The sequence below is a fragment of the Helicobacter brantae genome, assembly GCF_003364205.1.
In the GTDB taxonomy this organism is placed as follows: Bacteria; Campylobacterota; Campylobacteria; order Campylobacterales; family Helicobacteraceae; genus Helicobacter_G; species Helicobacter_G brantae.
In genome coordinates, this window is sequence record NZ_NXLV01000006.1 from 25,947 (window position 1) to 48,432 (window position 22,486).

The 22,486-nt window shown below is 39.7% G+C and carries 26 protein-coding genes and 1 other RNA gene; 16 read left to right on the top strand and 11 right to left on the bottom strand.

Translation table 11 applies throughout. The features are described 5' to 3' along the window. The first annotated feature begins 17 nt into the window (after nucleotides 1-17). The 6 genes from sppA (at nucleotide 18) to CQA58_RS04390 (ending at nucleotide 3,100) form a co-directional block, all read left to right on the top strand. Nucleotides 18-884 carry a signal peptide peptidase SppA gene (gene sppA / locus CQA58_RS04365; RefSeq protein WP_115569510.1) on the top strand — a complete coding sequence of 289 codons (867 nt, stop codon included), beginning with the start codon at nucleotides 18-20 and terminating at the stop codon, nucleotides 882-884. After that, nucleotides 881-1,711, top strand: a complete 831-nt coding sequence (gene purU / locus CQA58_RS04370) for a formyltetrahydrofolate deformylase (protein ID WP_115569511.1) — start codon at nucleotides 881-883, stop codon at nucleotides 1,709-1,711. The genes sppA and purU overlap by 4 nt, the downstream gene beginning before the upstream one ends. Nucleotides 1,712-1,852: 141 nt before the next feature. Then, on the top strand, nucleotides 1,853-2,152 hold the full coding sequence (locus tag CQA58_RS04375) for a DUF5666 domain-containing protein (RefSeq protein WP_115569512.1): 300 nt from the start codon (nucleotides 1,853-1,855) through the stop codon (nucleotides 2,150-2,152). A gap of 9 nt (nucleotides 2,153-2,161) precedes the next feature. Further along, nucleotides 2,162-2,458, top strand: a complete 297-nt coding sequence (locus tag CQA58_RS04380; protein WP_115569513.1) for a DUF5666 domain-containing protein — start codon at nucleotides 2,162-2,164, stop codon at nucleotides 2,456-2,458. A 9-nt stretch (nucleotides 2,459-2,467) separates the two neighbouring features. After that, on the top strand, nucleotides 2,468-2,770 hold the full coding sequence (locus tag CQA58_RS04385) for a DUF5666 domain-containing protein (RefSeq protein WP_115569514.1): 303 nt from the start codon (nucleotides 2,468-2,470) through the stop codon (nucleotides 2,768-2,770). Between the two features lie 30 nt (nucleotides 2,771-2,800). Next, complete coding sequence (locus CQA58_RS04390) at nucleotides 2,801-3,100, top strand: DUF5666 domain-containing protein (protein ID WP_115569515.1); 300 nt, start codon at nucleotides 2,801-2,803, stop codon at nucleotides 3,098-3,100. On the opposite strand, the gene CQA58_RS04395 is transcribed toward CQA58_RS04390, so the two are convergent. The 8 genes from CQA58_RS04395 to CQA58_RS04435 all read right to left on the bottom strand — a co-directional run bounded on the left by CQA58_RS04395 (nucleotide 3,097) and on the right by CQA58_RS04435 (nucleotide 10,014). After that, nucleotides 3,097-3,678, bottom strand: a complete 582-nt coding sequence (locus tag CQA58_RS04395) for a sugar O-acetyltransferase (protein ID WP_115569516.1) — start codon at nucleotides 3,676-3,678, stop codon at nucleotides 3,097-3,099. The two genes, CQA58_RS04390 and CQA58_RS04395, sit on opposite strands and share 4 nt — an antisense overlap. 333 nt (nucleotides 3,679-4,011) lie before the next feature. Further along, entirely contained in the window at nucleotides 4,012-4,848 is an 837-nt protein-coding gene (locus tag CQA58_RS04405) for an NHL repeat-containing protein (protein WP_115569518.1), read from the bottom strand. Between the two features lie 78 nt (nucleotides 4,849-4,926). Continuing rightward, on the bottom strand, nucleotides 4,927-5,751 hold the full coding sequence (locus tag CQA58_RS04410) for a helix-turn-helix domain-containing protein (protein ID WP_115569519.1): 825 nt from the start codon (nucleotides 5,749-5,751) through the stop codon (nucleotides 4,927-4,929). Further along, complete coding sequence (locus CQA58_RS04415) at nucleotides 5,751-6,512, bottom strand: tRNA 2-thiocytidine biosynthesis TtcA family protein (RefSeq protein ID WP_115569520.1); 762 nt, start codon at nucleotides 6,510-6,512, stop codon at nucleotides 5,751-5,753. Before CQA58_RS04415 ends, CQA58_RS04410 begins: the two co-directional genes overlap by 1 nt. 53 nt (nucleotides 6,513-6,565) lie before the next feature. Next, the gene (locus CQA58_RS04420; RefSeq protein WP_115569521.1) at nucleotides 6,566-7,345 is read right to left on the bottom strand and encodes a UDP-N-acetylmuramate dehydrogenase; all 780 of its coding nucleotides are present in this window, start codon (nucleotides 7,343-7,345) and stop codon (nucleotides 6,566-6,568) included. Further along, nucleotides 7,339-7,605: a flagellar biosynthesis protein FliQ gene (gene fliQ / locus CQA58_RS04425; protein ID WP_115569522.1), complete on the bottom strand. Its 267-nt coding sequence runs from the start codon at nucleotides 7,603-7,605 to the stop codon at nucleotides 7,339-7,341. Before fliQ ends, CQA58_RS04420 begins: the two co-directional genes overlap by 7 nt. Nucleotides 7,606-7,608: 3 nt before the next feature. Continuing rightward, nucleotides 7,609-8,931 carry an NCS2 family permease gene (locus CQA58_RS04430; RefSeq protein WP_211305712.1) on the bottom strand — a complete coding sequence of 441 codons (1,323 nt, stop codon included), beginning with the start codon at nucleotides 8,929-8,931 and terminating at the stop codon, nucleotides 7,609-7,611. A gap of 69 nt (nucleotides 8,932-9,000) precedes the next feature. Further along, nucleotides 9,001-10,014 carry an agmatine deiminase family protein gene (locus CQA58_RS04435; RefSeq protein ID WP_115569523.1) on the bottom strand — a complete coding sequence of 338 codons (1,014 nt, stop codon included), beginning with the start codon at nucleotides 10,012-10,014 and terminating at the stop codon, nucleotides 9,001-9,003. 53 nt (nucleotides 10,015-10,067) lie between these two features. Between CQA58_RS04435 and tsaD the strand changes: the two genes are divergently transcribed. Together tsaD and CQA58_RS04445 are read left to right on the top strand one after the other, a co-directional pair. Further along, complete coding sequence (tsaD, locus tag CQA58_RS04440; protein ID WP_115569524.1) at nucleotides 10,068-11,075, top strand: tRNA (adenosine(37)-N6)-threonylcarbamoyltransferase complex transferase subunit TsaD; 1,008 nt, start codon at nucleotides 10,068-10,070, stop codon at nucleotides 11,073-11,075. 42 nt (nucleotides 11,076-11,117) lie between these two features. Continuing rightward, nucleotides 11,118-11,789: a Rossmann-fold NAD(P)-binding domain-containing protein gene (locus tag CQA58_RS04445; RefSeq protein WP_115569525.1), complete on the top strand. Its 672-nt coding sequence runs from the start codon at nucleotides 11,118-11,120 to the stop codon at nucleotides 11,787-11,789. Nucleotides 11,790-11,856: 67 nt separating this feature from the next. On the opposite strand, the gene rpsO is transcribed toward CQA58_RS04445, so the two are convergent. Continuing rightward, complete coding sequence (rpsO, locus tag CQA58_RS04450) at nucleotides 11,857-12,129, bottom strand: 30S ribosomal protein S15 (RefSeq protein WP_115569526.1); 273 nt, start codon at nucleotides 12,127-12,129, stop codon at nucleotides 11,857-11,859. A 137-nt stretch (nucleotides 12,130-12,266) separates the two neighbouring features. Between rpsO and flhA the strand changes: the two genes are divergently transcribed. From flhA to CQA58_RS04475, 5 genes are read left to right on the top strand one after another with little or no spacing between them, the layout of a single operon-like run. Then, nucleotides 12,267-14,489: a flagellar biosynthesis protein FlhA gene (gene flhA / locus CQA58_RS04455; protein ID WP_115569527.1), complete on the top strand. Its 2,223-nt coding sequence runs from the start codon at nucleotides 12,267-12,269 to the stop codon at nucleotides 14,487-14,489. Continuing rightward, on the top strand, nucleotides 14,486-15,529 hold the full coding sequence (locus CQA58_RS04460; RefSeq protein ID WP_115569528.1) for a DHH family phosphoesterase: 1,044 nt from the start codon (nucleotides 14,486-14,488) through the stop codon (nucleotides 15,527-15,529). Before flhA ends, CQA58_RS04460 begins: the two co-directional genes overlap by 4 nt. Continuing rightward, complete coding sequence (locus CQA58_RS04465; protein ID WP_115569529.1) at nucleotides 15,526-15,744, top strand: hypothetical protein; 219 nt, start codon at nucleotides 15,526-15,528, stop codon at nucleotides 15,742-15,744. Before CQA58_RS04460 ends, CQA58_RS04465 begins: the two co-directional genes overlap by 4 nt. After that, complete coding sequence (purN, locus tag CQA58_RS04470; protein WP_115569530.1) at nucleotides 15,741-16,340, top strand: phosphoribosylglycinamide formyltransferase; 600 nt, start codon at nucleotides 15,741-15,743, stop codon at nucleotides 16,338-16,340. Before CQA58_RS04465 ends, purN begins: the two co-directional genes overlap by 4 nt. Further along, nucleotides 16,337-17,503 carry a cation:proton antiporter gene (locus CQA58_RS04475; RefSeq protein ID WP_115569531.1) on the top strand — a complete coding sequence of 389 codons (1,167 nt, stop codon included), beginning with the start codon at nucleotides 16,337-16,339 and terminating at the stop codon, nucleotides 17,501-17,503. The genes purN and CQA58_RS04475 overlap by 4 nt, the downstream gene beginning before the upstream one ends. Here CQA58_RS04475 and coaE read toward each other — a convergent pair. After that, complete coding sequence (gene coaE / locus CQA58_RS04480; protein WP_115569532.1) at nucleotides 17,500-18,096, bottom strand: dephospho-CoA kinase; 597 nt, start codon at nucleotides 18,094-18,096, stop codon at nucleotides 17,500-17,502. The two genes, CQA58_RS04475 and coaE, sit on opposite strands and share 4 nt — an antisense overlap. Before the next feature lie 71 nt (nucleotides 18,097-18,167). Here coaE and CQA58_RS04485 point away from each other — a divergent pair, with 71 nt between their 5' ends. Beyond that, on the top strand, nucleotides 18,168-18,695 hold the full coding sequence (locus CQA58_RS04485; protein WP_115569533.1) for a hypothetical protein: 528 nt from the start codon (nucleotides 18,168-18,170) through the stop codon (nucleotides 18,693-18,695). Further along, nucleotides 18,686-18,880: a hypothetical protein gene (locus CQA58_RS04490; RefSeq protein ID WP_115569534.1), complete on the top strand. Its 195-nt coding sequence runs from the start codon at nucleotides 18,686-18,688 to the stop codon at nucleotides 18,878-18,880. The genes CQA58_RS04485 and CQA58_RS04490 overlap by 10 nt, the downstream gene beginning before the upstream one ends. 132 nt (nucleotides 18,881-19,012) lie before the next feature. Here CQA58_RS04490 and ffs read toward each other — a convergent pair. Continuing rightward, nucleotides 19,013-19,110: signal recognition particle sRNA small type (gene ffs, locus CQA58_RS04495), an RNA gene on the bottom strand. Nucleotides 19,111-19,219: 109 nt separating this feature from the next. On the opposite strand from ffs, the gene carB reads away from it, so the two are divergent. Beyond that, nucleotides 19,220-22,486, top strand: a complete 3,267-nt coding sequence (gene carB, locus CQA58_RS04500) for a carbamoyl-phosphate synthase large subunit (RefSeq protein WP_115569576.1) — start codon at nucleotides 19,220-19,222, stop codon at nucleotides 22,484-22,486.

The following is a 22,486-nucleotide window of genomic DNA, read 5'->3' on the forward strand; positions in this document are numbered from 1 at the left end:
ACAAACAAGGAGAAAAAATGGAAATCTTTTCTAAGATTCTTAGATTTATCACTGCACCTCTTGATTTTTTGATGAAGTATTTCAAACTTTTGGTTTTGCTTGTTTTTATCTTACTCATTGTAGGACTAAACCAAGAAGAAACCCCCCAAAAAGCCAATCTTGCCAAACTCTACTTGCGTGGAGCGATTTTTGAGAGTGAGAGCTTTGAGAAGCAGATTGAAGAAATCAAGAAAAACCCCAATATCAAAGGCGTTTTGCTTATCATCGACTCCCCTGGAGGAAGCGTGGGAGCAAGTATTGAAATTGCCAATATGATAAAAGACTTGAGAGATAAGATGACCGTGATTGCTCATGTGGAAGGCTCAATGGCAAGTGGGAGCTATTATGCAGGAATGTATAGCGATAAAATCATTGCCAATCGTGGCTCACTCATTGGCTCTATTGGAATCATCATCAATGGCTACAATATCAAGCCCTTGCTAGATAAAATCGGTATCAAAGAGCAAACCCTACAAGAGGGAGAATACAAAACTATCGGCACAATGATGCGTGAATGGACACCCAAAGAGAGAGAATATCTCCAAAACTTCCTCAAAAAACAATACAACCTCTTTGTCAATGATGTGCTAGACACACGAAGCCTAAGTGATACCAACCCCAAAGCCTTTGCAGAGGGCAAAATCTTTACCGCCAAAGAAGCCCTAGAGCTAAAGCTGATTGACAAAATCGGCTCACGCTCTGAAGCTATCGCTGAACTTGCAGAAATCGCTCAAGTCAAAGAGCCAATCTTTTTGGAAAAAAGCAAAACTGAGCAACTCATCGACAAACTTAGCAATGCCTCTCTTTCAGTATTTTCAAACCTACTTAGAGGGCAAATCCAATGAAAAAAACTCTCCTCATCAGCTCCCCTGACACTCAAGGACTAGTCGCCAAAGTGGCCTCTATCCTCTACTCTCATCATCTCAATATCGAAAAAAACGACGAACACGTGGATTTAGAGCATAATCACTTCTTTATGAGGACGAAATTTAGTGGAGAGATTGAAGACTCTCTTTTGCTAAATGAACTCAAAGCCTCATTGCACCCCCAAGCTCAAATCTCTCTCAAAAATGAGGAGAAAAAATCTATCATCATTCTTTGCACCAAAGAAAACCACTGCCTAGGGGATCTGCTCTTACGACACCAAAGTGGGGAGCTAAACGCCGAGATTAAAGCCGTGATTTCAAACTATGAGGATTTGAGAGATTTGAGCGAGAAGTTTGAAATCCCCTACTTTTGTGTAGATACCCTCACCAACTCAAGAGAAGAACACGAGCAAAAAATGCTAGAGATTATTCAAAGATTTGAGGTGGATTATTTGGTATTGGCAAAATATATGCGTATCCTCCCCCCCTCTTTTGTAAGCCATTTTCAAAACCAAATCATCAATATCCACCACTCTTTCCTCCCTGCCTTCATCGGTGCAAATCCTTACAAACAAGCCTATGATAGAGGGGTGAAGATGATTGGTGCGACCTCACACTTTGTCAATAACGACCTTGATGAAGGACCTATCATTACCCAAGACATTATCCATATCAACCACACCTACTCTTGGCAAGAGATGCAAAAAGCAGGGAGAGATGTGGAGAAAATTGTCCTTGCAAGAGGATTGAAACTTGCCCTAGAGGATAGAATCTTTGTCTTTGCCAACAAGACGATTATTTTCTAACCCTCTTCTTTGCAGGGCTTGAGGATTTTTCTCAATTTTTTTATATTCTTTCTCTCATTTTATATAAATTTTACATTCGCTCTCTAAAATCTCCCTATCAAAACTCAAAAAGAGTTTGAAATCAAACAAAAGGACAAAGGAATGAAAAAGTTACTTATAGGAGCAATGCTAGTAGGAGCAAGTCTATATGCTTCTGATATCAAAGGAGTGATTCAATCTATCAACAACGCCAAGAAGACAATCACGGTGAATGGAAGCACAATTGCTGTAATGCCTTATACAAAGATTGAGCAAGAGTCTTGTGGAATGGGCTGGGATAGTGATAAGAAATTTGCCGATCTCAAAAAAGGAGATTTGGTAGAAGTGGATTTGATGAATGGAGGGCAAGGTTTGGTTGCTGAGAGCATTGATATTCAATGTATGAAAAATAGAGCTTACTAAGGAGAAGATATGAGAAAGATTGCTTTAGCACTTTTGGCAGGGTTGAGTTTGGGATTTGCAGACAATTATGGAATCATTGAGGCAGTCAATAACAATGATAAAACAATCGTTGTCAATCAAACTACTATCAAGATTTTGCCTTATACCAAAATCGAAGAAGAAGCGTGTGGAAGTGGTTGGGATACTCCCAAAAAGTTTGCCGATCTCAAAGTGGGACAAGTGGTAGAAGTGGATTTTATGGGGGCTGAAAACAATGTGCTTGTAGCCAAAGAGATTGAAATCCAATGTGCTAATCGTGCGTATTAAGGAGAGAAGATGAAAAAGATATTATTAAGCATTCTTGCGATAGGAAGTCTAGCGTTTGCAGATAGTGATTTTGAAGGGGTTATCGAATCTATTAGCGATGCAGACAAGACAATCAAAGTCAATGGACAGATAGTCAAAGTCTTGCCAAACACCGTGATTGAAGAAGATTCTTGCTATCTTGCTTGGGATGTGAGTCGTAAATTTTCTGAGCTAAAGGTAGGAGATATTGTAGAAATGGACGTCTTCCCAAGCAACAATATGCTTACAGCAAGCAAGATTGAAATCCAATGTGTGAAAAATCGTGCATATTAAGGGTATAATCTAGCTTTTTTAGGAGTTGAGATGAAAAGATTAGGCGTATTTATAGGGGTGGCTTTGGGGCTTAGTGTCGCTTGTGCTTCTGATGTTCGCGGGATTATTGAAGAGATTGATGATGCCAACAAAACAATCAAAGTCAATAACCAAATCATCAAAGTAATGCCCTACACTGAAATCGAGCAGGAGGGCTGTGGAAGTGGCTGGGATACTCCCAAAACTTTTTCTCAACTCAGAGTCAATGATGTTGTAGAAGTCGATGTCTTCTATGACAATGGAAAAATGATAGCCAAAGAGATTGAAATAGGGTGTGGGAGGGCGTATTAACCCTCTTCCTGCCCCTCTACTCTAATCTCTTTGATAATCCTTGCAGGATTTCCCCCTACGATTGAATTTTTTGGTACATCTTTGGTTACCACTGCCCCTGCCCCTATGATTGAATTCTCCCCTACTCTCACACCTGATAAAATCGTTGCTCCACAACCTATCCATACCCTATCCTCGATATACACAGGTTTGCAATAAGTGATTGTGCGTTTGTAGGGGTTAATGTCGTGATTGATTGTGATGATATTAACCTTTGGGGCGATATACACATCATCTCCGATAAATATCCCACCCCTATCCATAAAAGTGCAACCTTGATTGATGAAGACATTTTTCCCTAGCGTGATATTTCTTCCATAGTCTGTATAAAATGGAGGTAAAACCCACAATGAGGGATCAAGCTCTTTGTGCATCAACTCCTCCAAAATCTTTCTTGTCTCCTCTTCATCGTGATAGCCATTATTGAGTTTGGCAATGATTTTCTGAGCCTCTTTGATGCGTGGAAGCATATCTTTGGCAAACTCCTCCTCTCTTGCATCAACTCCAACTCCTGCTAAATCTCTTTGAAAAATATCCATTTTCACTCCTTAAGATGATAAGGGCAAATTATACAAGCCAAGAGCTATTCTAGTCAAGAAAGAAGATATAAACAATAAAAGAAGTCAAAACACCCCAATCAAACCACAATCCCCCTTCAAATCTTATCCACCCACCCTCTCGCCTTGAGCGTTGATAAAATTTTGGAGAAAAAACAAGGCAGAAGTGCCTTGTTCTCCAAAATGAATAGCTCAAGATTAAGCGAGGCTCTCCCCTATTGGCAAAAAGAAAGGAGCAAGACTTTCTTTTTGGGCTGAGGGGAGTGAGGAGGGGTAAGCCTTTTTCTTTGGGGAAATAAAGAAATAGACACAAACCTACTTTGTAACTTTTAAAACTTTATTTTCAATCATTGCAGGTATCCAAAGCACACCATCTTGATAGAAAATATCAGCACACCCCTTTATCTTGCGGATAGGAAGTTCAGAATAGCTCTCATCAGGAGAGATTTGATAGACTACTCCCCTAAGATTATTTCCCCACGCACTCACAAAGAGATTGCCCCTCTCATCTACTGCAACCCCATCCATAAAGCCCCTAGCTTTAGAAAATTCAGTAATCTTCTTGTCTTGAAGAGAGATTTTTAGCACTTCCCCTTGAATCTTTTGACTTGGATCATAAGTAACCACCCACAAATCCCCATCCTTCACTAGCAATCCATTTGGCCCACCACCATATTTTGCACTCTCCAAAGTGATAAACTCCTCATAGCTCTTTTTGGATAGATTGATTGTATAAATCTTCCCTGTGCCTGTATCACTCACAAAAAATCCATTTTTCCCTTGAGTTGCAATATCGTTGAGAAATACTGCACCATTGATTTTAAGGCTAAAAACTTGTTTTTTGCTTACCAAATCAAAGCCCTTAATCGTATCAATATCGCTCACATACAGCACTCCCTCTACCACACCCATTCCCTTGGGGGCATTGAGATTTGTGATCTTATCTAGCACCTTGCCCTCTTTGCTCATCTTGATGATGAAACCATCGTTATCCTTTTCTAGTGGCTTAACCTCTTTTCCTAAGTTGCTTACAAAGACATAATCTTTCATCGCATATACACTCTCAGGACTTGCAAAGCCCTCAAACTCTTGCACATTCCAAGCAAGTGCCAATGAAGCACACGCAGAAATAATAGAAATTTTCTTAAACATTTTTACTCCTTATGATTAAAGTTGCGAAATTATAGGGATTTTAGGGTTTCAAAAGTGAAAGAAACTTGATAAAAAATACTAGTTTTTTGATAATTTTTGATATTGCTTAGGAGTCATTCCATAATAATCTTTAAATCTTTTGATAAACCACGAAGGAGAGCCAAAATCTAACTCATAAGCAATTTCAGCGATATTTTTATCTTCAAGCTCTAGCATCATCTTTGCTTTCCCTAACCTTTTTTTATCTAGCCATTCCTTTGGAGTGATTCCTGTTTCTTCTTTGAATTTTTTGCTAAAGATTGAGCTTTCAAGCCTCACTTCTTTTGCCATATCTTTGACTTGCAAAAAAGGTTGAGAATCAAGCCTTTGTATCAGTGGAGCTTTTCTGGCTAGGAGTGAGGAGAGTGTGTGAGAAAATTCCTGATTGCTTTGCAAAAGTAGATACAAAAGCTCTCTAGCCTTGATATCCAAAAAAGAGCTATCTTTGAAAAGCTCTTGATTTAGCACAAGGCTTTGCATCAACTGCTCCAATCTTGGGCTAGATTCAAAATGACAAAACCCCACAGCACCCCTCCCCTCTTTTTGGCAATACTCTTTGGCAAAGGAGTGTAAGAAAGCTTTTTCAAAGAAAAAAAGCAAAGAAGCATACTCTCCATTAGAGGCAATATTGCTAAACCCATAGCTCCCCATAGGCACAAAAAACGCCTCATTTTTGCTGATTGTATAGCTCTGAAGTGAGGTGTTAATCACTTTTTGCCCCTCTTGAACAAAAATCAAGCAATCTTTTTGAAAATAGCTTGAGAGCCTTTTGCTACTCCCCCTTTGAGAGAAGTAAATCAAGGTGAGATTTGAAGAGGTATAGGTGGGCTGATGAGTGATTTCCTCAGGGATTAAAACCACCATTATTTATCTAAAAATCTCAAATCCGAGAAGCTATTGGCGTGGATATTGCTAAAAGCATTTTTCAAAGAAGTGAAAAATTCAGGATTGCTTCTCTCTAATTCAGCTAGGAAATTCTTTGTCGCCTCTCTAGCAATAGGTGGCTTATCTGATCCGGGGCGTCGTGCAGGGCAATTACACGCAGGGGAAGTGGGGATATTTTGAGAAAGCACAAAGTCCCTTGTCTGTCGCTCACGCACGTGAATGAGTGGGCGTATCACATAAAGTCCATTTTCAGCCTTATAAATAGGTGCCATACTTCTTAATGCCCCATTATAAGTGAGATTCATAAAAAAGCTCTCAGCCGCATCATCAAGATGATGAGCGATAGCTACTTTGTTGTAGCCAAGCTCTAGGGCTTTGGTATATAAAGCCCCACGACGCATACGAGAGCAAAAACTACAATATGAGCTCCCCTCTCTTCTTTTCTCTACAATCGTATCCATAATGGTGGTGTAATACACTTGATGATTGATTCCTTGCTTATGGCAAAGCTCTTCAAGCCAAGAGTAATCCTCCCCCATTCCATAATGCACAGTTACTGCAAGATAATCAAACTCAAATGGAGCGTGGCGTTTCATTCTCTCAAGCAAACAGGCTAGAAGAATAGAATCTTTCCCACCACTAAGTCCCAAAAGCACTCTATCGCCCTCTCCTATGAGGTTATAAGTTGCGTTTGTGCGTCCAACAACACTCAAAATCTTTTTGCTAATTGTATAATCCATTATTATCCTTTTCTAGTTTCAAAAGTGCAACTATAATCAAAAAACTTGTATTTTTACTCCAAAATTACCACTTCACACTCAAGAGTGATTCCAAAACTCTCTTTAACCCTGCTTTGAGCTAGGGCAATCAGCTCTTTGGCTTCCTCAAACTTCCCCCCTCCAAGATTGACTAAAAAATTTGCGTGTTTCTCACTCAACCCCACTCCCCCCACTCTAAAGCCCTTCAGCCCCACACTCTCTAGCAATCTTCCTGCATAATCCCCACTTGGATTTTTAAAGCAACTCCCACAGCTTGGCAAATGCGGATGAGTGCTTCTCATTTCTTCAAACACACTCACTAGCTCATCTCTAAATCCACCCCTTTTCTCAAACCTTGCACCATACACCACCCCATCAATCTCGCTATGGCGATAAGAGAGATTGAGATTTTGAGCCTCTATCCACTCTCCATCGACACATACACTTCTCAAAGTCTGCTTCATCTCATAGCTTTTCATTCCTGCATTCATCTTCACTAACCCCCCCAAACTCCCCGGCAACCCCCTCAAAAACTCCAATCCAAAAAGATTATTTCTCTTAAAATAGCTATAAATTCTCCCACTACTCACAGCTCCCCCAATCTCAACTAACTCTCCCAAATCCAAAATATAATCAAACTCTTTGCCTAAGATACAAATATTTTTTGCATTTGGGGAAACTAGTAGATTATTCCCTGCCCCTATGATTCTCTCCCCCTCCTCTAATCCCCTAGCCTCACTCAAAACTTCCACCTCACAGCTCCCCCCAATCCTTAAGCTTGTATGTTTTGAGAAATCGATGATTTTTTTCAAAATGGGAAACTCGGTATAAGATCAAAAACTTTTTTTGTGAAATCCAAAATTTGATTCATCATCCAAGGTGAGAGAAAAATCAAAACTGCAATCACTGCCAAAATCTTAGGCACAAAAGTCAATGTCATCTCATTGATTTGTGTTGTGGCTTGAAAAATACTGACAAACAACCCCACAGCCAATCCCACCAAAAGCATTGGCAAAGAGACATATAGGGTGATTTTGTAAGTTTCTATGGCCAAAGCCATCAATTTCCCTTCCATTCTCTATCCTTTCAAAAATACACCATGCACAACAATTGGCAATACACTCAAAATCCCTAGCAAAATCACACCAAGATTGATACGATGATATTGTTTGAGTGCAAGACAAGTGAGGATATAGACCAAAAACCCTCCTGCCAAACCATTAGCGATAGAGTAAGTCAAAGGCATTAGCACGATAGTAAAAAAGGCTGAAAGTCCAATAGGCAAGTCATTAAACTCAATATGCTTGACTTCTAAAAACATCATTGCTCCCACTACAACCAAAGTAGGATAGATTGCAAAAGTGGGGATAGAGAGAAAAAGTGGAAGCAAAAAGAGAGTAAAAGCAAAAAAGAGGGCACAAAATACTGAAGTTAGCCCTGTTCTCCCCCCTTCACTCACTCCACTTGCACTCTCCAAAAAGCTAGTAGTGGTAGATACCCCTAGACTTGCTCCAATCACAGTGGCTGCTGCATCAACCTCTAGGGTTTTCTCCAAAGTTTTATCTCCCTTACCCTCTTTGTTTTGAAATAATCCAATCTTTGCCCCCACTCCTGCCAAAGTCCCCAAAGAATCAAACAAATCTAACACAAGTAAAGAGATAATCGTAGGCACAAGAGCAAGGCTTAGCACCCCTGCTATATCCATTTTTAAGGCAATAGGAGCGATTGAGGCAGGGGTTGAGAAAAATTCATTTGGCACTTTTGAAACTCCAAAAACCCAAGCCAAAATGGAGCAAAAGATGATTCCGATGATGAAAGAGGCGTGAATCTTCCTTGCACTCAAAGCCAAAATCACCACTACTCCAATAAGCCCAATCCATACTTCAGGCTTATTTAGTCCCCCAAGTTCAGGCAATCCAATAGGAGAGATTGTGATAACTCCAAGAGAACGCAAACCAATCGCACAAATAAACGCACCCAATCCCCCTGCTAGAGCAAATCTAAGCCCTAAGGGAATGCTATTGATGAGCCAAGAGCGAAGTTTGGTTAGAGAAACAAGCAAAAACACCACACCTGAGAGAAATACTACCCCCAAAGCTTGCTCCCAGCTTAGCCCCATTCCCTTAACCATTCCATAAGAGAAATAAGCATTCAATCCCATTCCCACACTCATTGCCACAGGCACTCTTGCCCACACTCCACTCAAAAGCGTAGCAATGATAGTAACAAGAGTTACAGCAGTAATCAATGCTTCCTTTGGCATCCCAGAATCTGAGAGAATTGAAGCACTTGTAGGGATAATATAAAGCATTGCCATAAAGGTGGTAAAACCTGCAAATGCTTCAGTTTTGAAGCTACTCCCACTTTGACTCACGCCAAAAAAACGATCCAAAAAGCCCATTTCTTGCACTCCTAATGAAAAATAAAAGTCTAATTTTAAGCTAAAAACCTCAAAATCCCTACCCAAAATCTAATAAAGTTGCATACTCACACAATGCAAACTGCCGTGCTGTCTTATCAAAGTCTGACAATCCACTCCCACCACTTCAAGATGTGGGAGAGCGTTTTGTAAGATTTGCAAAGCCAAAGAATCATTGCTATCTCCATAAGTTGGCACAAGCAAAGCATTATTGACAAACAAGAAGTTTGCATAAGTTGCAGGTAACCGCTCCCCTTCATCATAAATCGCCCTCACAAAGGGGAGTTTGACTAACTCATAGGGATTGCCCTCCAAATCCCTTAATTCTCTAAGCTCTTCTTCCATTGCCTTTAGCTCCAAGTAATGCTCATCACTCTCATCTTCACAAGAAACATAAGCAATCTGAGTGGGAGAGATAAATCTAGCAAGAGTGTCTATATGGCTATCAGTGTCATCTCCTGCTAGATAGCCGTGATTGAGCCATAGAATCTTTTTTGCTCCCAAATGCCCTTTTAGCTTCTCTTCAATCTCTTTTTGGCTTAAGTATGGATTGCGATTTTTTTCTAGTAAGCATTGAGTGTTTGTCAAAATCACTCCCCTTCCATCACTCTCAATGCTTCCACCCTCCAAAATCATATCCATCGCCCTTAGCTCATCGCTAAACTCTCCATTTTTCTTTAGGGCAGAGTTGATTTGATTATCCCAATTACTTGCAAACTTCAGCCCCCACCCATTAAACCCAAAATCTAGCAACACATTTTTATCCCCCTCAAGCAAGTTGATTGCTCCAAAATCCCTAGCCCAAGTGTCATTGCAATGGATTGCATACACTCTCACTCTCCCCTCTTCTATGGCTTGAGAAAAAGTCTTCTCAATGATTGCCCTGCCCTCTAAATCATTTGGATGATACACCAATACCACTTCCTCAAATCTCAACACTTCTTTAATAATGGCAATAAAATTCTCTCTAGCCTCACTCAAATACTCCACCCAATCGCTATCTTTATGAGGAAAAGCAAACAAAACTGCTCTTTGCTTCTCCCACTCTGCCCTCATTCTTTTCATATTTTTCTCCCAAATTTTTTATATGATTTTACAAAACAAACAAGGATTTTACAATGATACTTAGTATTGAAAGCAGTTGTGATGATAGCTCTTTGGCTCTCACTCAAATCAAAGATTGCAAACTTCTCTTTCATCAAAAAATCTCTCAAGATGAATTTCATAGCAATTATGGGGGGATTGTGCCTGAGATTGCCTCAAGGCTTCACGCCCAAAGACTCCCAAAGATTTTAAGCAATCTCAAAGAATTTTTAGGTGGAGACTTCTCAACCCTCAAAGCCATCGCAGTAACTAGCGAACCAGGACTTAGCGTAACTCTCATTGAGGGGTTAATGATGGCAAAAACCCTCTCGCTCTCACTCTCTCTCCCCCTGCTTTCAATCAATCATCTCAAAGGGCATATCTACTCCCTTTTTATCAATCAAGAAAAAGAGATTTTTCCTCTAAGTGTTTTGCTAGTTTCAGGGGGACATACTTTGATTTTGGAAGCCACAGAGCAAGAGATCAAAATCATCGCCCAAAGCCTAGATGATAGCTTTGGAGAGAGTTTTGATAAGGTAGCAAAAATGCTAGGAGAGGGCTATCCAGGAGGACCAATTATCCAAGATTTAGCCTCAAAGTGCCACAAAGAACTCTACTCCCTCCCTATCCCTCTGCAAAACAAAACTCTAGCTTTCAGCTTCTCAGGACTTAAAAACGCTGTGCGACTTGAGATAGAAAAAAGAGGTGATTCACTAGATAAAAACGCTCTAGCCTATGCATTCCAAAAAAGTGCCTGCTCTCATATACTTCAAAAATGCAAACGCTATTTTTTGGAGAAAAAAGAGAGAGGAGAGAGTGTGTCTCACTTTGCAATCGTAGGGGGTGGGAGTGCAAATCTTTTCTTACGCAATGAGATAGACAAACTTACTGCAAGTTTTGGAAGCAAATTGCTCCTAGCTCCTTTGGAGTTTTGCTCTGACAACTCGGCAATGATTGGAAGAGTGGGCGTGAGAGAATATCTTAGGGGCAATTTTGCTGATATTGATAAAATTGACATATCACCTAGAAATACGCAGTTTTAAAGTTTTACACATAAGCAAAATTGACACAAAGGATTAGCAACTATGAAAATCATATTATTTGGTGCATCAGGTATGGTAGGACAAGGCATATTGCAGGAATGCCTCAAAGCAAAAGATATTACAGAGATTGTCGCTATATTACGCTCACCTCTTGCAACCCCTCATTCTAAGGTTTGTGAAATCATTGTCAAAGATTTTAGCCAAGCAGATTTTTCTAGCCTACAAGGTTTTGATGGATGTTTTTATGCAGTGGGTATGAGTAGCAGTAATGGCAGTGCTGAGCAATATCACTATACAATGTATGAATTACCTTTATTGATTGCCAAAAAATTACAACCCAATAATCCCAATATGACTTTTGTATTTACTTCAGGACAAGGAGCAAATGCTTTTGGCAAAGGATGGGCAAAAACACTAGGTGAAGCAGAAAACGCCTTAAATCAGATAGGTTTTAGGCAGTTTGTTGCTTTTCGCCCTGCTGTTATCCAACCTCTTGATGGCATTACTTCCAAAACTAAAAGCTATCGTTTATTTTATCGCTTTACTTCCCCAATCTTACAGCTATTGCGTTATGTGCTACCCAATCATATTTTAACCACACGCATTATCGGTCAAGCAATGCTAAATAGTGTGCGATTTGGCTATACAGACTTTATCGCTAAACCAAAAGATATCAAAACATTGGCAGATAAAAGTTTGGGGATTTTTGACTAGTTCCTAATCTAGTCTTTGGCAATTTTAAAGGAAGCAAAAAGTGAGGGGAAGCCCCTCAAAGCAAGGATTATCTATCCTTGATGCCAAGAGTAGCGATAAGTTTAGAATATCGCTCATATTGAGTTTTCTTAAGATACTTAAGCAATCCTCTTCTTTGTCCTACAAGCTTTAAAAGTCCCAATCGACTTGAATGATCTTTTGGGTTAGCTTTGAGATGCTCTGTAAGAGTAGCAATCCTATCACTCAAAAGTGCGACTTGCACTTCAGATGAACCTGTATCCTTTGAATCTCTGGCAAACTTAGAAATAATTTCTTGTTTTTTCGCCATATCTTGAGCCATAATGACCTCCTAGATTGGTATAGTATTATCAAACAAAAAGTTTGAAGCGTGGATTTTACAATAAAACTTCAAAAACCTTACAAAAGAATGTAAAATTCCACACTTAAAACCAAAAAATAAGCAAACAAAGGAATGTTTTGTTTTCCAAAAATCAATTACTTCAAAAAGCTCAACTTATTTTGGGACAAATTTTTGGCTCAAAAGACTTAAGCGTTGTCTTTTTTATCATTGCAATCTTAGCCATCATCATTATCCCACTTCCTAGCTTTATTTTGGATTTTATGCTAAGCATTTCTATGGCTCTCTCAATTTTGATTATCCTTATTGGACTTTATATCAAAAAGCCTACTGATTTCTCAGCTTTCCCTACTTTGCTTTTGCTTGTAACCCTCTATCGCCTAGCACTCAATGTCGCAACTACTCGAATGATTCTCACAGAGGGCAATAAAGGCCCTATGGCAGTGAGTGATATTATCACAGCCTTTGGGGAGTTTGTGGTAGGGGGGAATTATGTGATTGGAATCATTGTGTTTTGTATCCTTGTCATTGTCAATCTAATGGTAGTTACCAATGGTTCAACGCGTGTAACAGAAGTCAAAGCAAGATTTCAACTTGACTCACTCCCTGGTAAGCAAATGGCAATTGATGCAGATATGAATGCAGGATTGATTGATGAGCACGAAGCCAAAAGGCGTAGAGATGCGCTCGCTCAAGAAGCTGATTTTTATGGAGCGATGGATGGAGCAAGTAAATTTGTCAAAGGCGATGCGATTGCAGGAATCATCATCACCATTGTCAATATTGTAGGAGGATTTCTTATCGGAATCTTTCAGTATGATATGAGTATTTCTGATAGTGCCTCTACTTTTACAATCTTGACAATTGGAGATGGGCTTGTAGGACAAATCCCTGCCCTTATCATCTCCACAGCCACAGGGATTATCATCACACGAAGCACCAAAGGAGAGGAAGATAACTTTGCCAAAGATTTAGTAACTCAACTTGTCAATAGTCAAAAAATCGTTACGATTTTGGCAACAATTTTGTTTGTAGGCTCTCTTATCCCTGGATTCCCTCATGGCTCACTTATTTTCATCTCTTTGGTGTTTTACACTATTGCCTACCTTATGGGAGAGGGAGAGAAAAAAAGTATCTTCTCCTTTGTAGATAACTTTTTCAAAAAGAAAAAAGATCCCACCTCTGCTTCCACACCCACTCCTCAAAAACCCATTGATATCTCTTCTCACACTGCCCCTCCCAAACCTCAAAAGAGTGAAGAAGAGATTGAGCGAGAGGAAGAGGCGATTATCAATGATGTGCTAAAGCTAGAGGTGCTAGAGCTGTTTTTGGGCTATCAACTCATCAAACTTGCCGATGTCAAGCAAAATGGTGATTTGCTAGAGAGAATTAGAGGGATTAGAAAAAAAATTGCTTCAGATTTTGGATTTTTGGTGCCAAAGATTCGCATCAAAGACAATCTTCAGCTCTCCCCTACTCACTATGAGTTTTTCCTCAAAGGAGTAAAGATTGGCGAGGGAGATGTAATGCCTGATCACTTCCTAGCAATGGATACAGGCTATGTAGGCACGCCCATCAATGGAATCCCTACCAAAGAACCTGCCTTTGGAATGGACGCATTGTGGATAGAGGCAAAAGACAAAGAAGAAGCAATCATTCAAGGCTACACCGTGATTGATCCCTCCACGGTTGTTTCTACTCATATCTCAGAACTCATCAAACAATATGCTCCTGAATTTATCACCAAAGATGAAGTCAAAAAACTTCTTAATCGCCTCAGCGATATTTATCCTGCAATCATTGAAGAAGCCAACAAACTCCCCACAGGAGTTATCCGTCAAGTGCTTCAAGAGTTGCTTAAAGAAAAGATTCCAATCCGAGATATGCTCACTATCCTTGAGTGCGTTACAGATATTGCTCAAGCTGTGCAAAACAATATCCCAATCATTGTCGAGCAAGTGCGAACACGCCTTGCAAGGACAATCACCAATCTTTTCAAATCCGATGATGGCACTATCAAGCTTCTCATCTTCAACAATGAAACCGAACACGCCCTTATCACTAAGATTAAAGATCAAGGCTCAAACTCAACCTTGCTTCTCACAATCAGTGAAACCCAAAAACTCAAAGAAAGTATTGAAGAAAGTATGCTAAAAGTCGTGCAAATGGGGATCTCCCCTGTGATTTTGCTAGTGGATAACAAGCTTAGACGCCCACTCTATGAGAAACTAGAGCAATACAAAGTCGATGTCGTGGTGCTAAGCCACACCGAGCTTGATCCAAATGTCAATTTTGAGATTATTGATAAACCTATTGAGATAGATTTTAAAGGACAACAATGAGAGTATTACACCTTTCCCATATCGATTTAGATGGCTATGGGGCTCAATATATCGCTAAACATTTTTTTGAAAATATCCTTTTTTTCAATGCCAACTATGGCAAAGAGATTATGGTAAGAATTGAAGAGATGATGAGTGTGGCTAAAAAAAGCAAAGAAAAGACACTTTTTCTCATCACAGATTTAAATCTCACATTTGAAGAATCAACCCTTTTGCAAGAGAGAGTAAGTGAGCTAAAAATTGAGGGCTATGATATAGAGCTAAAGCTTTTAGATCATCATATCAGTGGGCTTGAAAGCTCTCAAAAATTTCATTGGTATTACCTAGATCACACTCGCAGTGCGTGTAAAATCACTTTTGAAACTCTCCTAGGGCTTTATCCTCTGCTCAACCCCTCAAAAGAGCAGTGGCTAAGAGATTTTAGCACGATGGTAAATTCTGTGGATATGTGGATAATGGATGGAGAGAATTTTGAGTTTGGCAAAGTGCTAATGGGAGCAATCGCAGGAGCAAAAGATCCCAATAGAGCAATGTTTGAAGAGCAAAATAGGGATTTTAAATTCTCCCTTTTGGAGCATTCTCAAAACTATCTCTATCTCCCCAATCCTGAAGTCAAGCTTGATAATGCCCTCTTCTCTCTCAAAAAACAAATCTTAGGGGGAGATCCCCAAAAAGAAACGATGGATAATATCTTTGCAAACTATCTTGTCAAACTCTTAGAATCCAAAAAAGAGCAATGCCAAATCTTCTATCAGGACAAAAGAGGGTTTTTGAGCTATACTCTAGGCTCTGTGAGTGTGGTGGGGAATCAGTTTTTGTGCAAAAATCCTGAATTTGACTTTTTTATTGATGTCAATACTAGAGGCAATGTGAGTTTGAGAGCAAACAATGCCTGTGATGTGAGTGTTTTGGCAAGTGAGTGTTTTGGTGGTGGAGGACACAAAAACGCTTCAGGGGGGAAAATAGAGGGATTTAAAGAAAGCTTTTTTTATGAGGATATAAAAGAGCAGGTTCAAATCATTTTGGAGGAGAAAATATGAAAGAAAAAGATTTAGAGATTCAAGAATTAGCCCTAGAGGTAATTGATATGCTAGGAGTGGCATTGCACTTTGCAGGAGGGAAAGATATCAAAAAGCTCATCGATCTCTACCTAGAAGAGCTTGAAGAAGTGCCTGAGGATACTCCCTATAACCAAGAGCAGATGATTGCCCTCATCAACACTCTCAAAACCAAATATCCAAAGTTATTTGTATGAGAACTATTAGGATTTTTATCCTCTTTAGTGGGAATGGAAGCAATCTTGAGAATCTTTATACAACCCTAGAGGGCAAAGAGGTTGTAGGCAAAAGTGGTGAGAGGGCAAAGATTGAGTTTGTAGGAGCATTGTGTAATAATCCTGAAGCCTATGGGATCAATCGATGCCACGAGCTAGGACTCCCCTGCATTACTCTTCCTCATCAAGAATATCCAACAAGAGAAGAATACGATATAGCACTTCTCAAAGCTCTATTTCTCTATGAGCCTGATTATATTGCTCTGTGTGGTTTTATGAGGATACTTACTCCAAGATTTATCAATGCTTATAAATGTATCAATATTCACCCCTCTTTTCTCCCCTACCACAAAGGAACAAATGGGATAAAAGATAGCTTTGAAGACAAAGAAGCAAACTTTGGGGGAGTGAGCGTGCATTATGTCAGTGAAGAGCTTGATGGTGGAGAGATTATTTTGCAAGAAAAACTTAGCAAAGCTCCATTTAGGGATTTACAAGCTTTTGAGAATGCAATTCATCAACTTGAATACAAGCTCTACCCTCAAGCCTTGCAAAAAGTGATAGAAGAGAATCTATGAGTCTCACCTCCTTTGCTCTCATTGCCATTCTTGTGGCAATCGCTCCACTCCTTGGCTCACTCACACGCATTCCAAGTGTAGTGATTGAAATGCTTTTGGGAGCGTTTGTGAGCTATATTGGGATTTATCACCCAAGCGAGGCGATTCACTATGTGGCAGAGGTGGGGTTTTTGATTTTGATGTTTTTGTGTGGGACTGAAGTAGATCTTAAATCCTTCAAAGACCTCAAAAAAAGTGGTTTGGGTAAAAATATCTTTTTGTATTTCTCTATCCTCTACTCCCTCTCACTTCTCTTAGTTTTGCTCCAAAAACTCCCTTATATCTATATTGTTACCTTCCCTATTATGGGGGTAGGAATGATTATGACACTCATTAAAGAATATGGTAAAGAGCATATTTGGCTAAACCTTGCTTTGAGAGTGGGGATTTTAGGAGAGCTACTTAGCATTTGTATTTTGGTGGGAATCAATGGATTTTACACTTATGGTTTGAGTCTTGAGCTTTCCAAAACCTTTGGGGTGCTTTTGCTCTTTTTCTTTTTTATCGCTCTTTGCTTCCGTTTCTTTAGGGTGATTTTTTGGTGGTTTCCTAGACTAAAGACTCTCATTGTCCCACATGAAGATACAAGCAATCAAGATTTACGCTTTAGTGCAATGCTTTTTTTTATCTTTATCTCCATTGTGCTTTCTTTGCAACTTGAAGTCGCTTTGGGGGCGTTTATTGCAGGAATGATTATCGCCACTTTCTTTGGAAATCGTCATTCTCTTCACAATAAACTCACTAGCATTGGATTTGGATTTTTTGTGCCATTTTTCTTCGTCAATGTCGGCACGACTTTGGATCTCAAAACCCTACTCTCACACCCCCAACTCTTCAAAGACTCGCTGATTATCGTGTGTGGAATGTTTGGGATTCGCCTTATTGGGTGCTTTGTGAGTTTTAGAAAATATCTTGGAAGCCCCAAAAATACGATTCTTTACGCTTTTAGTGATGCAATGCCTCTCACATTCCTTATCGCCACTGCCACCCTTGCTCTCCAGCTCAAAGTCATCACTCAAGAAAACTACTATGCCTTTGTAATGGGAGCAATGATTGAGGGAATCCTTTTTATGATTAGTATCAAAGTGATTTTAAATCATTGGAAAACCCCTCAAAAACCCTAACTCACAATCCCCCTCACCCACTTCTCTATCTTTCTCTCCAATCCCAAAAAATCACTATCATTTTCTATCACTTCACTTGCATAAGGGATTTTCTCTTCACTAGGAAGTTGAGAGGCAATGCGTTGCAAGACTTGCATTTGACTTGTACCATCTCGCTCTTGCACCCTTTGCAAAATCACTTCTTTGGGGGCAGTAATGAGGATTTTGTGTCTGAAATTGAGCCTCTCTCTTTGCTCAAAAAGAAGTGCAATCTCCACAAAATAGGGCTTTTTTTCTCTCTCTAATTGCTGACATTGAGAAAAAAGCTCTTGATAGATATAAGGATTTAGAATATTTTGAAGTTGCTCTAGCTTATCTCTGTCTTCAAAGACAATCTCCCCCAAAGCTTTGCGATTGATTCCCCCCTCCCCCACAATCCTTTCCCCAAACACCTCTATGACTTTTTGGCTTTGCTCTCTTAAGACTTGATGAGCGATTTTATCTGCATCAAGCACTTTGTAGCCCAAAGTAGCTAAAATATTGCATACACTACTCTTCCCACTCCCTATCCCCCCACTGATAGCATAAGCATAATCAAATTGAGAAAAATCCATTTCATCTCCTTAAGAACAAGTAAAAACTTAAATGTCTGCTACAATCTTACAGCCTTTTTTGGAGAAAAACGATGAATGATGATTTCCAATCAAAAATTTTGCATTTCTGCTCTAATCCCCAAAATCTCATTTCTCTTTCAAGATTTAACTCCTACAAAAACACACAAGAACATCAAAGCAATCTCCACCTTATCTCTCATATCACACCAAAACTTGCCATACTTGAACTCTCGCTTAGAAATGTTATTGATTTTGCCCTCAAGCTCACTCTTGGAAATGAGTGGCTACAAACTCTCAAACAGCAATATATGCAAAAAGATAAGAGCAAGACCCCTTTTGAAGAGAGATTACTGCTTGAAATTTCAAAAATTGAAAACAAATACACCAAACGCTCAAATCCATTGCCCAAACAAGATCAATACATCTCAAATCTCTCTTTAGGGTTTTGGGTAAAGATTGCTGATGAGTTTAAAATCTGCTCTCTTTTATTCAATCCCTCTTTGCTTGATTTTAGAAACTATGGTGGTTCATACAACAATAGAGATATTTCCAAAGCCCAAAAACATTGGAATATTATTTATGCTATGAATTGCTTCTGATTATTAGAAACAAAGCCTATCATTGGGAAAATCTTCTCAAACTCAATACAAACAATAATCCAAATATCACTTATCAAAACAACAAAAATTACAAGCTAATTGCTTCAATCACCCCTGATAAAATCGATAAATTCTTGGAAGATTTTTTGAAAACTATAAACCCAGAGCTTATGAAGTATTTGTAGATACCATATAGCCAAAGCTATATGGTTTTACGAGGGTTCGTCCCCTCACAATAGCCCTAGGATTATATCAAAAGTTTTTGGTTTTTTCAAATGACATTTTTTGAAGGATTTTTACAATTTTGAAGTCAAAGCCTCCCTGCAGATACCTAAGGCACATAAAAAGCCAAAGTGCTCTGCTGTATTCCTACCCTGAAGCGTTGCTCTAACTTTCTATTGCATAGGTCTGCAAAGAGAAATGCAATATTACACAAGATTGTCAAAAAAATCTACAAAATCAAAGGAATTTTAAGCACTTATTTTGTAAAATTTAAAAATTTGATTTCACTACAAAGAGTTGCTATGCCAAAACGAGAAGACATAAAGAATATTTTGCTGATTGGTTCAGGGCCAATTATCATCGGACAAGCCTGTGAATTTGATTACTCAGGCACACAAGCTGCCAAAACTCTCAAAGAGCTAGGCTATAAAGTCGTTTTAGTCAATTCTAATCCTGCCACGATTATGACTGATCCTGAATTTGCTGATAGAACCTATATTGAGCCAATCACAGAGGAAATCCTCTCAGACATCATCGCCAAAGAAAATATCGATGCAATTTTGCCTACAATGGGAGGGCAAACTGCCCTAAATATCGCGATGAGTATGGAAGAGAAGGGATTGCTAAAGGGAGTGAAATTCCTAGGAGCAAACCCCCAAGCGATAAAAAAAGGCGAAGATCGCCAAGCTTTCAAAGAAGCAATGCTAAAAATCGGTATGGACTTGCCTAAATCACGCTATGCCTACAATGAAGAAGAAGCCCTCAATGCTGCCAAAGAGATTGGATTCCCTCTCATTATCCGAGCAAGTTTCACCCTTGCAGGTGGGGGAAGTGGCGTGGCTTACAATATCGATGAGTTCAAGACTTTAGCCAAAAATGGACTTGATGCCTCACCTATTAGTGAAATTTTGATTGAAGAATCTTTACTGGGCTGGAAAGAGTATGAAATGGAAGTCATTCGTGATAGTGCAGATAATTGTATCATCGTTTGCTCTATTGAAAATCTTGATCCTATGGGTGTGCATACAGGAGATAGTATCACTATCGCTCCTGCTCTTACTCTCACAGACAAAGAGTATCAAAGAATGCGTGATGCCTCATTTGCAATCCTTAGAGAAATCGGTGTAGATACAGGGGGAAGCAATGTGCAATTTGCCATAAATCCTGAGAGTGGAAGAATGATTGTTATTGAGATGAATCCTCGTGTTTCTCGCTCCTCTGCCCTTGCAAGTAAAGCCACGGGTTATCCTATCGCCAAAGTTGCCACGCTTTTGGCAGTGGGATTCACACTTGATGAGATTACAAATGATATCACAGGCACGACGGCAAGTTTTGAGCCAAGTATTGATTATATTGTAAGCAAAATCCCAAGATTTACCTTTGAGAAATTCCCCACAGCTGATTCTACACTTACTACAAGTATGAAAAGTATCGGAGAAGTTATGGCAATCGGTGGGAGCTTTGCTGAGAGCATTCAGAAGGCTCTTTGTAGCCTAGAGAATGGGCTTTTTGGCTTCAATCCTATCAGCTCAGATATTGAAAAAATCAAGCATGAAATCCGACGCCCCAATGACTCTCGCCTCCTTTATGTGGCTGAAGGGTTTAGAAATGGATTAGGTATTGAAGAGATTTATACACTAAGCAAGATTGATCGCTGGTTTCTATCTCAAATCCAAAAAATTGTGCTTTTTGAGAGCAAAATCAGTGTAGAGATTTTGCATAACTTCTCACTTATGCAAGAAGCCAAATCTTTGGGCTTTAGTGATAGAATGATTGCTTATCTTATCAACAAAAACGATGGCTTAGAAATCAACCAAAATGAAGTCTATCAAGCACGAAAAGATTTAGGACTTTCTTTGAGCTATCACGAGGTAGATACTTGTGCTGCTGAATTCCCCTCTCTCACTCCTTATCTCTACTCTTCTATCGGACACTTTAGCCCCATAGGAGAAGCCCATACGATTAAACCTACCGAGAAGAAAAAAGTGATGATTATCGGTGGAGGTCCCAATCGTATCGGACAGGGAATTGAGTTTGATTATTGCTGTGTTCATGCTTCTTTTGCCCTCAAAGATTTGGGAATGGAGAGCATTATGTATAACTGCAACCCTGAAACCGTAAGCACAGACTATGATACAAGCGATACGCTCTACTTTGAGCCTATTGATTTTGAGCGTGTAAGAAGCGTGATTGAGAGAGAAAATCCTGATGGAATCATCGTGCATTTTGGAGGACAAACCCCTCTCAAACTTGCCAAAGAGCTGACAAGAATAGGAGCTAAAATTATCGGAACGACTGCCAAAGTCATTGATGTGGCTGAAGATAGAGAGAAATTTTCTGAGTTTGTCGAAGCCAACAACCTCAAACAACCCCAAAATGGAATCGCATTCAACAAAGAAGAAGCTCATAGTATCGCTAGTAAAATCGGCTTTCCCGTGCTTGTGCGACCTAGCTATGTGCTAGGGGGAAGAGCAATGAGAATTGTGCATAATGATGAAGAGCTCAAAGCCTATATGGAAGAGGCTGTAAGAGTAAGTGAAAGCTCTCCTGTGCTAGTGGATAAATTCCTAGATCGTGCCATAGAGCTAGATGTCGATGCAATCAGTGATGGAAAAGATGTGTATATTGGAGGGATTATGCAACACATTGAAGAAGCAGGGATTCACTCAGGAGATAGTGCTTCTTCTCTCCCCCCATTCTCCCTCTCCCCCACTCTCATCTCTCAAATCCAAAGAATGACAACAGACATTGCCCTAAAGCTTGGCGTAGTGGGACTTATGAATGTGCAATACGCAATCCACCACGATGAAATCTATCTTATCGAAGTCAATCCAAGAGCTAGTCGAACCGTGCCATTTGTCAGCAAAGCCACAGGTATGCCACTAGCCAAAATCGCTACAAGAGTAATGGTGCAAGGGAATTTAATCGAAGCACTCAAATTCTATGATTGCTTCAATATCTTAGAGTGCAAAGATGGGATTTATCAGCATAAAGCCCTCAAACACATTGCCCTCAAAGAATCAGTTTTCCCATTCAATAAGCTTAATGGTGCAGATGTCTTGCTAGGGCCAGAGATGAAAAGCACAGGAGAGGTAATGGGGATTAGCTCAAGCTTTGGTATCAGCTTTGCCAAGAGTCAAATCGCTTGTAAAAACACACTTCCTACAAGTGGAAAGATTTTTATCTCATTGCAAGATTTAGATAAGCCCTTTGCTTCAAGTCTAGCCAAAGAATTTATCTCTCTAGGTTTTAGCGTATGTGCCACAGGTGGGACATATCAAGCTATCAGAGAGGCAGGAGTGGAGTGTGAGCTTGTGCTAAAAGTGAGTGAGGGACGCCCCAATATCCAAGATGAAATCGCCAATCACCATATCGCAATGGTTATCAATAGCAGTGATGAGCGAAGCAATAAGAGTGATACACGCCTTTTGCGACAGCAAGTGCTAAAATCTCAAGTGCCATATTTTACAACCATTGAAGAAGCTAAAGTGGCTTGTAGTGCTATTAGAGAGCTATCCAAAAGCAGTCCTTACCAAGCCAAAGCATTACAAGACTTTCTAAGAAGCTAG

What these genes read in the sequence shown, in the direction of transcription:
- sppA (WP_115569510.1), top strand. Translation starts at nt 18, where the DNA reads ATGGAAATCTTTTCTAAGATTCTTAGATTTATCACTGCACCTCTTGAT.
- purU (WP_115569511.1), top strand. Translation starts at nt 881, where the DNA reads ATGAAAAAAACTCTCCTCATCAGCTCCCCTGACACTCAAGGACTAGTC.
- CQA58_RS04375 (WP_115569512.1), top strand. Translation starts at nt 1,853, where the DNA reads ATGAAAAAGTTACTTATAGGAGCAATGCTAGTAGGAGCAAGTCTATAT.
- CQA58_RS04380 (WP_115569513.1), top strand. Translation starts at nt 2,162, where the DNA reads ATGAGAAAGATTGCTTTAGCACTTTTGGCAGGGTTGAGTTTGGGATTT.
- CQA58_RS04385 (WP_115569514.1), top strand. Translation starts at nt 2,468, where the DNA reads ATGAAAAAGATATTATTAAGCATTCTTGCGATAGGAAGTCTAGCGTTT.
- CQA58_RS04390 (WP_115569515.1), top strand. Translation starts at nt 2,801, where the DNA reads ATGAAAAGATTAGGCGTATTTATAGGGGTGGCTTTGGGGCTTAGTGTC.
- CQA58_RS04395 (WP_115569516.1), bottom strand. Translation starts at nt 3,678, where the DNA reads ATGGATATTTTTCAAAGAGATTTAGCAGGAGTTGGAGTTGATGCAAGA.
- CQA58_RS04405 (WP_115569518.1), bottom strand. Translation starts at nt 4,848, where the DNA reads ATGTTTAAGAAAATTTCTATTATTTCTGCGTGTGCTTCATTGGCACTT.
- CQA58_RS04410 (WP_115569519.1), bottom strand. Translation starts at nt 5,751, where the DNA reads ATGGTGGTTTTAATCCCTGAGGAAATCACTCATCAGCCCACCTATACC.
- CQA58_RS04415 (WP_115569520.1), bottom strand. Translation starts at nt 6,512, where the DNA reads ATGGATTATACAATTAGCAAAAAGATTTTGAGTGTTGTTGGACGCACA.
- fliQ (WP_115569522.1), bottom strand. Translation starts at nt 7,605, where the DNA reads ATGGAAGGGAAATTGATGGCTTTGGCCATAGAAACTTACAAAATCACC.
- CQA58_RS04430 (WP_211305712.1), bottom strand. Translation starts at nt 8,931, where the DNA reads ATGGGCTTTTTGGATCGTTTTTTTGGCGTGAGTCAAAGTGGGAGTAGC.
- CQA58_RS04435 (WP_115569523.1), bottom strand. Translation starts at nt 10,014, where the DNA reads ATGAAAAGAATGAGGGCAGAGTGGGAGAAGCAAAGAGCAGTTTTGTTT.
- tsaD (WP_115569524.1), top strand. Translation starts at nt 10,068, where the DNA reads ATGATACTTAGTATTGAAAGCAGTTGTGATGATAGCTCTTTGGCTCTC.
- CQA58_RS04445 (WP_115569525.1), top strand. Translation starts at nt 11,118, where the DNA reads ATGAAAATCATATTATTTGGTGCATCAGGTATGGTAGGACAAGGCATA.
- rpsO (WP_115569526.1), bottom strand. Translation starts at nt 12,129, where the DNA reads ATGGCTCAAGATATGGCGAAAAAACAAGAAATTATTTCTAAGTTTGCC.
- CQA58_RS04460 (WP_115569528.1), top strand. Translation starts at nt 14,486, where the DNA reads ATGAGAGTATTACACCTTTCCCATATCGATTTAGATGGCTATGGGGCT.
- CQA58_RS04465 (WP_115569529.1), top strand. Translation starts at nt 15,526, where the DNA reads ATGAAAGAAAAAGATTTAGAGATTCAAGAATTAGCCCTAGAGGTAATT.
- purN (WP_115569530.1), top strand. Translation starts at nt 15,741, where the DNA reads ATGAGAACTATTAGGATTTTTATCCTCTTTAGTGGGAATGGAAGCAAT.
- CQA58_RS04475 (WP_115569531.1), top strand. Translation starts at nt 16,337, where the DNA reads ATGAGTCTCACCTCCTTTGCTCTCATTGCCATTCTTGTGGCAATCGCT.
- coaE (WP_115569532.1), bottom strand. Translation starts at nt 18,096, where the DNA reads ATGGATTTTTCTCAATTTGATTATGCTTATGCTATCAGTGGGGGGATA.
- CQA58_RS04485 (WP_115569533.1), top strand. Translation starts at nt 18,168, where the DNA reads ATGAATGATGATTTCCAATCAAAAATTTTGCATTTCTGCTCTAATCCC.
- carB (WP_115569576.1), top strand. Translation starts at nt 19,220, where the DNA reads ATGCCAAAACGAGAAGACATAAAGAATATTTTGCTGATTGGTTCAGGG.